Origin of the sequence: Ruminococcus champanellensis 18P13 = JCM 17042, assembly GCF_000210095.1 — a bacterium.
Classification (GTDB): domain Bacteria; phylum Bacillota; class Clostridia; order Oscillospirales; family Ruminococcaceae; genus Ruminococcus_F; species Ruminococcus_F champanellensis.
The window spans coordinates 1,404-9,527 of sequence record NC_021039.1 but is presented as its reverse complement, the minus strand read 5'-3'; the positions used below and the strand labels follow the sequence as shown (position 1 = coordinate 9,527).

Below are 8,124 nucleotides of genomic sequence, written 5' to 3'. Positions count from 1 at the left end.
TAAACAACTCCCCGAAGGACGTGTGTCTTTCGGGGAATCTTTTGTTTTCCGACTGCTGCAATTGACTTTCCCCTCTTTTTTTGGTATGATTAACGTATAAGTAAACTTGTGCAGGATTCATGAAATCAATCGAAGGGGATCGGAATGCAAGAAAGAAAAAGAATTGCGGTTATCATGAATGAGAGCGAAAGCGTCTATCAACAGCGCATGCTCAAGGGGATCATTACCCAGGCGTACAGTCTGAATTGGGATGTGGCGGTATTTTCCTGTCTGACCAATTACTATTACGACTGTGCACACCAGACCTCCGAGCATAATATTTTTGCTCTGATCAACTACAAGAAGTTTGATGGGCTGCTGTATGCCCGCAGTACCATCCGGAATGCGCATCTGCAGGAGAAGCTGGATGCTGAGCTGCGGCAGAATTGCCAGATACCCATCGTTCTGCTGGATGAACCCAGCGACACCCTGCCCTATGTGCTGACGGACGACTGCTCCGCCTTCCGGCAGCTGACGGAGCATTTTATCACGGTGCATGGCATGACGGATATTTACTGTCTCACCGGATTCCAGGGAAACCCTCTGGCAGAGCAGCGGGTCACAGGCTATCGTCAGGCACTGGAAACCCACGGGATTCCCTATCGGCAGGAGGCCGTATTCTACGGGGACTTCTGGTCCTCCTCCGGGGAGCAGCTTGGTGCCCGGCTGGTGAACAAGGAAATCCCCATGCCCCAGGCCATTGTCTGTGCCAACGATGCCATGGCCATTGCCCTTTGCAATTATCTCACCAATCATGGGATCCAGATCCCGGAACAGGTTGCCATCAGCGGCTATGACGCTACACCGGAATGCCAGGAAAATCTGCTGTCCATGACCTCCTTCATCCGGGCAAACTATGAACTTGGGGTCTGCGCAGTCAGTCGGCTCTATACCCTGCTGACGGGGAAACAGTGTACCAATGTGCAGTCCCCTACCGCCAGCATTGTTACCGGAAGAAGCTGCGGCTGCGGAGACGACCTCCAGCACCTGGCACAGGAAATGGCATACCACAAGAAAATTGCCAACTATGAAGGTCTGTACAAAAACAGCAACATGGCTGTGTCTCTGACGCTGGCGGAAACCATCGACACCTGCATGAACCAGGTGTACAGCCACCTGTATATGATCCGGGATTACAAGGAATATTACCTGTGCCTGTGCGAGGACTGGGCTGGCAGCTGCGATGTGGCTGAGCCAACTGCTTACCGGAAAACCGGATTCCCGGAGAATATCACCATCAAGGCAGTGGTGGGGGCATCCGGAGATCTGCGGGATTACAGCTTTCCGGCAAAGGATATGCTTCCGGCACTGGTGGAAGAACGGGAGGAGCCAAGAGCCTATTACTTTACGCCCCTGCATCACAACGACCGGTTCTTCGGCTACTCTGTGATCTCCTACGGCAGCACGCCGGACTGCTACGATGAGATCTACTGTCGGTGGAACGCCACCATCAGCACTGCCATTGAATTTATCCGGGTACAGAATTTTCTCAAAAGCATGTACAACCGGGTGCATTTATCCGCCATCCGGGATTCCCTCACCGGAATTTATAACCAGGAGGGATTCCGCCAGGCGTTGCAGCAGCAGTATAACCGGGCACGGGATCAGGAACTGTCCCTGCTGGTCATGATCGCCAACATAGATGATCTGCGGCAGATCAACGATACCTATGGGCATCTGGAGGGGGACAATGCCATCATTGTCTTTTCCAACGCCCTGACCAACACCTTTACCAGCAATGAACGCTGTGCCCGGCTGTCCGGAGATCAGTTTGCAGTGGTGGGCAGCGGTGAATACGATGCCGATGCGGAGACCCGGTTCACCAATGCCCTCAACAGCTACCTGGAGCATTACAACCACAGCAATACCCAGGTGCCGAAAATCACTGCCAGTCTGGGTTTTTTCTGCGGACGGATCCCGCCCCAGAGCGGACCGGATTCCTTGGTGCAGATTGCATTGAATCAGATGGAGCAAAACAAGCTCCAGCGCCGCACGGAGCGCAGCTCCCCCTATTATGCAGAGTTTTCCAAGCTACGGGAGAAGATCTACGCCACCCCTGCCTACAACTGGAGCATTGACGCCATGTGCAAGGAAATGATCCTGAGCCGGGGGTATTTTCAGAAGCTGTACACCCGCTGCTTCGGCATCAGCTTCACCCAGGATGTAATCAACAGCCGCATTGCCCATGCCAAAAAGCTGCTGGCGCAGACGGATCAGAGCATTGCTGTGATTGCGGAGAAAAGCGGCTATGATAATTATGTACATTTCATGCATCAGTTCAAGAAGATCGTGGGCATCACGCCCACGGATTATCGACGGAAAAAACGCCAAGCATAACGAAAAACAGTCCGGAAGGAATTATCCTCCGGACTATTTCTTTTTTAAGGCAACACTGCACAAAGATTGCGGAGTGTTGCCTTAGCTTTACTTTGCAAGCAGTCTGCGCAGCAGAACCAGATCAAATGCGTTCACTACACCATCTCCGTTCAAATCCGCCCGTACTGCCTGGTCTGCCGCCAGAGCTGACCGACGGATCAGGTGCTTTTGCAGCAGCACTGCATCGGAAATGGACACGCTGCCGTCTCCGTTTACATCCCCCTGGATGGACTTGACCTGCTCCACAGCCAGAACCGTATAGTTGACACAGCCGGCAGACTGACCATTGGTACCCAGGGTGATCTTCTCCCCGGCAGCCGCATCCCGGCTGTACAATACAAAGGATACATCCTTATCATTGGCTGCGGTCAGTTCTGTTTTGCTCCAGGTAGAAAGCCATGCTGGTACGATTGCGACTCTGGAATCCAACAGCACATACACAGTCATGTCCGCACCGGCAGTAAAGGTTGCCAGATCTGTGTCCACATTCTTGGAATCACAGGCAGTCAGCAGCGCTTCCGCTCCCTGCAGCTGTTCCGGCAATGCCGCATACACCACGTCCCGGTCGCCGAACAGCAGACTGCCGACACCGGTATTGGTTCCCAGCTTCCAGTTCTGATAATGCGCTGTATCCAGCACCTGTACATCCCGGAACAGAGTGCCGTTCATGGGATCCACAACGATCTCCAATGTCCACTTTTGATTATCGCTGCCGTCACATGCCCACTGTACCACATTGGCGCCATTGTCCGTGGAGCCGCCAGTCACGCCGATACAGCTTGCGTCCTTAGTAGCCTTGGTGGTAATGGTATAGCTGCCGTCCCCGTTGTCCACCAGCTTGAACAGCTGGGCATCGCTGTGGGTATTGCTGTAAATGCCGATATTGGTGCCATTGTCCGTCTTGCCGTAGTCCAGATCCAGCAGATAGGTATTTCCGTCCCCGACCCGGGAATAGAGATAGTAATAGCCATCTCCTCCATCCCGGAACTGCCAGCCGTTTGCCGTGCCGTTGCCCTGCTGCACGTTGGTGCCGTTGGCTGCTGTACCATCAGCCACCTCCAGGCACAAACTACTGTTCACATTGCGGATCCGGTAGGTGTGGGTAGTGTCGATGACTGCGCCGGTCTTGCCGGGCACCACCGGTGTGCCGCCCAATACGGTCACTGTGGGTCTTGCCGGCAGAGGCTGATCCGAGCCAAGATAGAAGCTGGGGTGGGGCGGCTGGTTGTAGGCGATATTCTGCCCTGCCACCTGGGTTCTGTATTGTACATCATGCATCAGCGTGGTGATCCGATAGTCCGTATCATAGGGCGTGCAGTAAATCCGGATGGACTTGCCGTCACTTGCCCGGACGATCAGTTCTTCCCGCCAGTCCCCGAACAGATCCGCTGACAGACAGGGTGTGCCCTTGGTGGTGTTGCAGGTATAGTATCCGTCCGTCGTCAGAAGGGTGGTCAGCGTGCCGTCCGTCTTGACCTTGCTGATGGTTGCAGGGGAATCCGTATAGCCGTCCAGGATCTCACGCTCCAGATCCCCGTCCCAATAACTCAGGAAATTGATCGCCGGACGACGCATAGAAAGCTTGGTACCGCTGCCGTTGAATACGTCATTGCCAAGTCCCCAGAATTCCGCACCGTCATTGCCTGCCCAAACGTTGTCCGCACAGCATCTGCCGGTATCACTGCTGCCATCCACATGGAAAATGGTCTGACCGGTTTTGCCGTCCAGCAGGGATACCCCGTAGGGCTTATCCTCATGGCAAACCCAAACCTCGATGCCGGGACGGTTGGGAAGCAGATCGCCCACGTGCAGCGCATCTCCATGTCCCTTATTGGTGCACCACAGCACCTTCCCGTCATCATCCAGACAGGTAGCACCCAGGATCAGCTCCTGCTTGCCGTCACCATCCACATCCGCAGGCATACAGTTGTGGTTGCCGTCCCCATACCCCTGCGCAGAGGAGGAGTTGCCCGTATCAAAATACCAGCGCTGTTTCAGCTTCTTGTCCACCACGTCATAAGCGCAGGCCGTCATCCGGGTATAATAGCCCCGGACAGTGACTGCGCTGGGACGTTCCCCGTCCAGGTACATCACCGCACCCAGGAACCGATCCACCCGGTTGCCGTATTTATCTCCCCAGGCTGAAACCGTGCCCCGCCCCGGGTTGTAATTGATGGTATCCAAAGCCGCACCGGTCTTGCCGTCAAACAGGGTCAGATATTCCGGCCCCGTCAGGATATAGCCCTTGGAATTCCGGTATACCTTGGAACCGTCCCCGATCACCTTGCCGGTGCCGTCCACTGTGCCGTCGGAGGTTTTGCATACCAACTCGGCAATGCCGTCCAGATCGTAATCCGCCACCAGCATCTGGGTGTAATGAGCTCCGGCACGGATGTTCCAACCCAGATCGATCCGCCAAAGCCGGGTGCCATCCAGCTTGATGCAGTCGATATACACCTTGTCTGTTTTGCCGCCCTTGGAGTTGTCCTGGGAGTTGGAAGGATCCCACTTCAGAAAGATCTCATACTGCCCGTCGCCATCTGCATCGCCCACAGAGCAGTCATTGGGCGAGTAAGTACAGCCGCTGCTGGTGGGCGGATCCAGATTCAGCTGAAAATAATTGGTGTTGGAGGTCAGCTTACAGGTATCATTGGTCTGCACCGTTCCGCCGGAAAGCATTTCCACCCGATAAGTATCGCTGGCGCTGCCGCCCTTGTCCAGATAGCTGGTGGCATCGCCCGCATCGCTGGTGTACACCAGGGTATTGCCCCGGTACAGCCGGAACACTGCATCGTCCGGATCGTTGGCAAGGAACCGCCAGTTCACCAGCATGCCGGAACCGGTATTGATGGCGCAAATGCCCCGATCCAGGTTCTCCACCACACAGCTTTTGTCTGCGGCAGCGGCGGTGGGCACTCTATGGCTCATACCCATCGCTGCCAGGTTCAGACCCAGCGCTCCTGCCAGAAGCAAGGAACCGATTTTTTTCATACATTCATCCCCCTATTGTGTCTGCTTGTTTTCTGTTGCAGCTATGCCTTCTTTGGGCATGCTATCATTGTAACACATCATTTGTACATTTTCAATTCACAATTGGGGTATTTTTATGCACAATTGTGCCATATTTCATGCTACAGAAAAGTCGAAAAACGAAGAATTGCAGGGGAACAGATATTTTCAGCTATTTTTTTGTTTAAACATGACCCATTTGCCTTCTGAAATTCGTTTATATGTGTGAAGGCGATAAAATGATTTTACTATTATTTTACATGGTAAAGAGGAGGAAGTCATGGCATGCGGTATAGATAGCATACCAGGCAAATTCAACTGGATGGCTCAACCGCCTATACCTATGATATCTGCACTGCATCCAATGACTTGATTCTGGTGATAGATTGTTCTGCCAACGAAACGCTGGTAAAATGCTCATTCACATGCTGTCCGATGATGCCGTTTCACCATTGCATGCATTGGACATTGTCCGGAAATACCCGGACTCCTGATTTGCCTCGCCGACATTCTTTTCCCATATTTAACAAAGCCCCGATTTCACCAGAATCGGGGTTTTCCCCTTTTTGGAGACGATGGACGTGCATCTATTGAGAGACGCAGTTGAACAATTCATGATACAAAGCATTTCCGTTGAACCGTTCGAGCATTGGGACACTTGGTTTGATTGATGATTACTTTTGTATACATGCAAATTAGAAATAATCAGAGATCTTCACAAATTTTACTTGACTTTTCCCGATTTTGATATACAATAGAATTAGTAGAGATGAAAAAATAACGAGTTTGAAAGGAGTTGTTTTATATGAAAAAGAAGTTCGCTCAGATGTTATCCTTTGGAATCACCGTTGCTGCCATGGCGAATTTGGCAGTCAGCGTGCAGGCAGCAGATCTACCCTATTGCTGGGGTACCACTGACAGCGATGTATTCAGCAATATGCAGCAGCTGGACGACAAAGGCATGATGGCTTGGGTCGGGAAGTCTTATGGCGCACAGGATCACTACAAGGTGTTGGCAAAGGAAAATTCCAGTGACACTGCATGCAGTTCCTTTTATGTGGCATACATCAACGAAAATCAGCTTCGCTTTACGCTGCGACCAGGCCTTAATGCATACTATCAGGCGGTGGAAATCATCAAGCAATACTACCCGAATCTTGCGTGCGGTAAATATTCCTCTGAATCCGATGCATACCTGTATCGGATTGTGGATCCTTTTGCCCCCGAGGGCACTTATGAATTACAGAATTTGCAAACAGAAGTCAGCTCTGCTGAGACTGCCGACGCTCTCATGCGTGATCTTGCAAAAGCCGGACTTATCTCCGAGTTTTATTCTTGGGGACAGACCGCACGTTACTATGAGGTACAGAAGCTCCGAAGCGAAAGCGGGCTAACCTATCACAGTGATACCGATGTGTCTTGGACCGCAGTTGAGGATTACCTGCGTGCCAAAGGACTGGATTGGACAGTTGTAAAGCATGACTATTATTATCAAATCACGCCGAAAGAGACATGCGCCTTTGAAACAGAATTTGCGCTCGCAGCAGATCTGTATGAAGCCTATAACCTTCAGCCGGAATATCTCTGTCCCGAAAGCATCACGAATTCTGTACTGGGCACAAACAGCCTGGCAGTAGACGGAGATATCAATCTGGACTGCAGCATTGATATTGCGGACACTGTCCTGCTTGCCCGGTTTATTGCTGAAGATCAAGAGATTGAGATCACCAGCACCGGTATTGACAATGGTGATCTGGACAAGGACGGCAGTGTTACCATGTCGGACGTATCCGTTCTGCTGCGACAACTGGCAAATCTGGATTAATTCTGCCACACAGCATTTTCCAATAGTGCTAACCGCCGATGTGTTTGCAGCACATCGGCGGTTTCTTTTCTGTTTGAACACAGAGGCGTCCCAAAAATTCTGCACTTTCTTTTCAAAATAGCTTGACAGATCCAAAAAACTTTGTTATAATGTAACTCATGTGAGACATTAGCTCAGTCGGTAGAGCATACGCCTTTTAAGCGTAGGGTCGAGGGTTCGAATCCCTCATGTCTCACCATAAAGAGGCTACAAAAAAGATGTAGCCAAAGAAAACCCCGATTTTATCGGGGTTTTCGCCATTTATACGGCGAAATTTCAGCAAACGATTTTGTAGATATAAAAAAGGTATTTTCCCTTTGTAAGAGGTTTTGAACTCTCACACAACCGAATAATGATACGCAAGGCAGATAGAAATCAAAATCTATCTGCTTTTTTATTACCCTCAAAAAAGGAGAAATCAGATATGCTACAGAAAGAATTAGCCAAGCGCCTCAAGGCTCGGTACGACACCAAGATGGACGGCAACGAATGGCTGGAGGTTTCCTCGGACGGCATCCCCCTATGCCGGATAAAATACAACGGTCAATTTCTAAGCAATGCCGACAAAAATCTCTCGGATGAATACCGCAGTAAAATTGCAGATATTCAGGATGAGATCTCTACGGTGCGAGAATATGTCGGTCTCTACGAGCACGCACCGCAGATGAAAGCCGACGGCGTCTCCGATTACAGACAGCTTGCCGCCTTCGGAGATACCGTGTTGGCGGCGACCTACAACGAAAAGAACGGCTTCATGTTCTGCACATGGAAGCAGAACGCAGACGGCGACTCGGTGTTTTGGGGAGATTACTCGCCGAACTATGAATATGTCAAGG

Annotated in this window: 4 protein-coding genes and 1 tRNA gene; 4 read left to right on the top strand and 1 reads right to left on the bottom strand. The window is 51.4% G+C overall.

Features of this window, described 5'->3' with window-relative positions; translation table 11 throughout:
* Positions 1-144: 144 nt before the first annotated feature.
* Complete coding sequence (locus RUM_RS00040) at positions 145-2,376, top strand: diguanylate cyclase domain-containing protein (protein WP_015557205.1); 2,232 nt, start codon at positions 145-147, stop codon at positions 2,374-2,376.
* Positions 2,377-2,463: 87 nt separating this feature from the next.
* Here RUM_RS00040 and RUM_RS13000 read toward each other — a convergent pair whose 3' ends face one another.
* A complete protein-coding gene (locus tag RUM_RS13000; protein WP_015557204.1) occupies positions 2,464-5,406 on the bottom strand; it encodes a rhamnogalacturonan lyase family protein in 2,943 nt (980 codons plus the stop codon).
* 823 nt (positions 5,407-6,229) lie between these two features.
* Here RUM_RS13000 and RUM_RS00030 point away from each other — a divergent pair.
* The 3 genes from RUM_RS00030 to RUM_RS12785 form a co-directional block, all read left to right on the top strand.
* Positions 6,230-7,249, top strand: a complete 1,020-nt coding sequence (locus RUM_RS00030) for a dockerin type I repeat-containing protein (protein WP_015557203.1) — start codon at positions 6,230-6,232, stop codon at positions 7,247-7,249.
* Between the two features lie 162 nt (positions 7,250-7,411).
* A tRNA-Lys gene (locus tag RUM_RS00025) sits at positions 7,412-7,487 on the top strand.
* A 225-nt stretch (positions 7,488-7,712) separates the two neighbouring features.
* The coding region (locus RUM_RS12785) for a hypothetical protein (RefSeq protein WP_041326164.1) at positions 7,713-8,124 on the top strand (412 nt) is incomplete at its 3' end.

Bases quoted from the DNA above. Each gene is read 5' to 3' on its own strand.
- RUM_RS00040 (WP_015557205.1), top strand. From the start codon at position 145: ATGCAAGAAAGAAAAAGAATTGCGGTTATCATGAATGAGAGCGAAAGC.
- RUM_RS13000 (WP_015557204.1), bottom strand. From the start codon at position 5,406: ATGAAAAAAATCGGTTCCTTGCTTCTGGCAGGAGCGCTGGGTCTGAAC.
- RUM_RS00030 (WP_015557203.1), top strand. From the start codon at position 6,230: ATGAAAAAGAAGTTCGCTCAGATGTTATCCTTTGGAATCACCGTTGCT.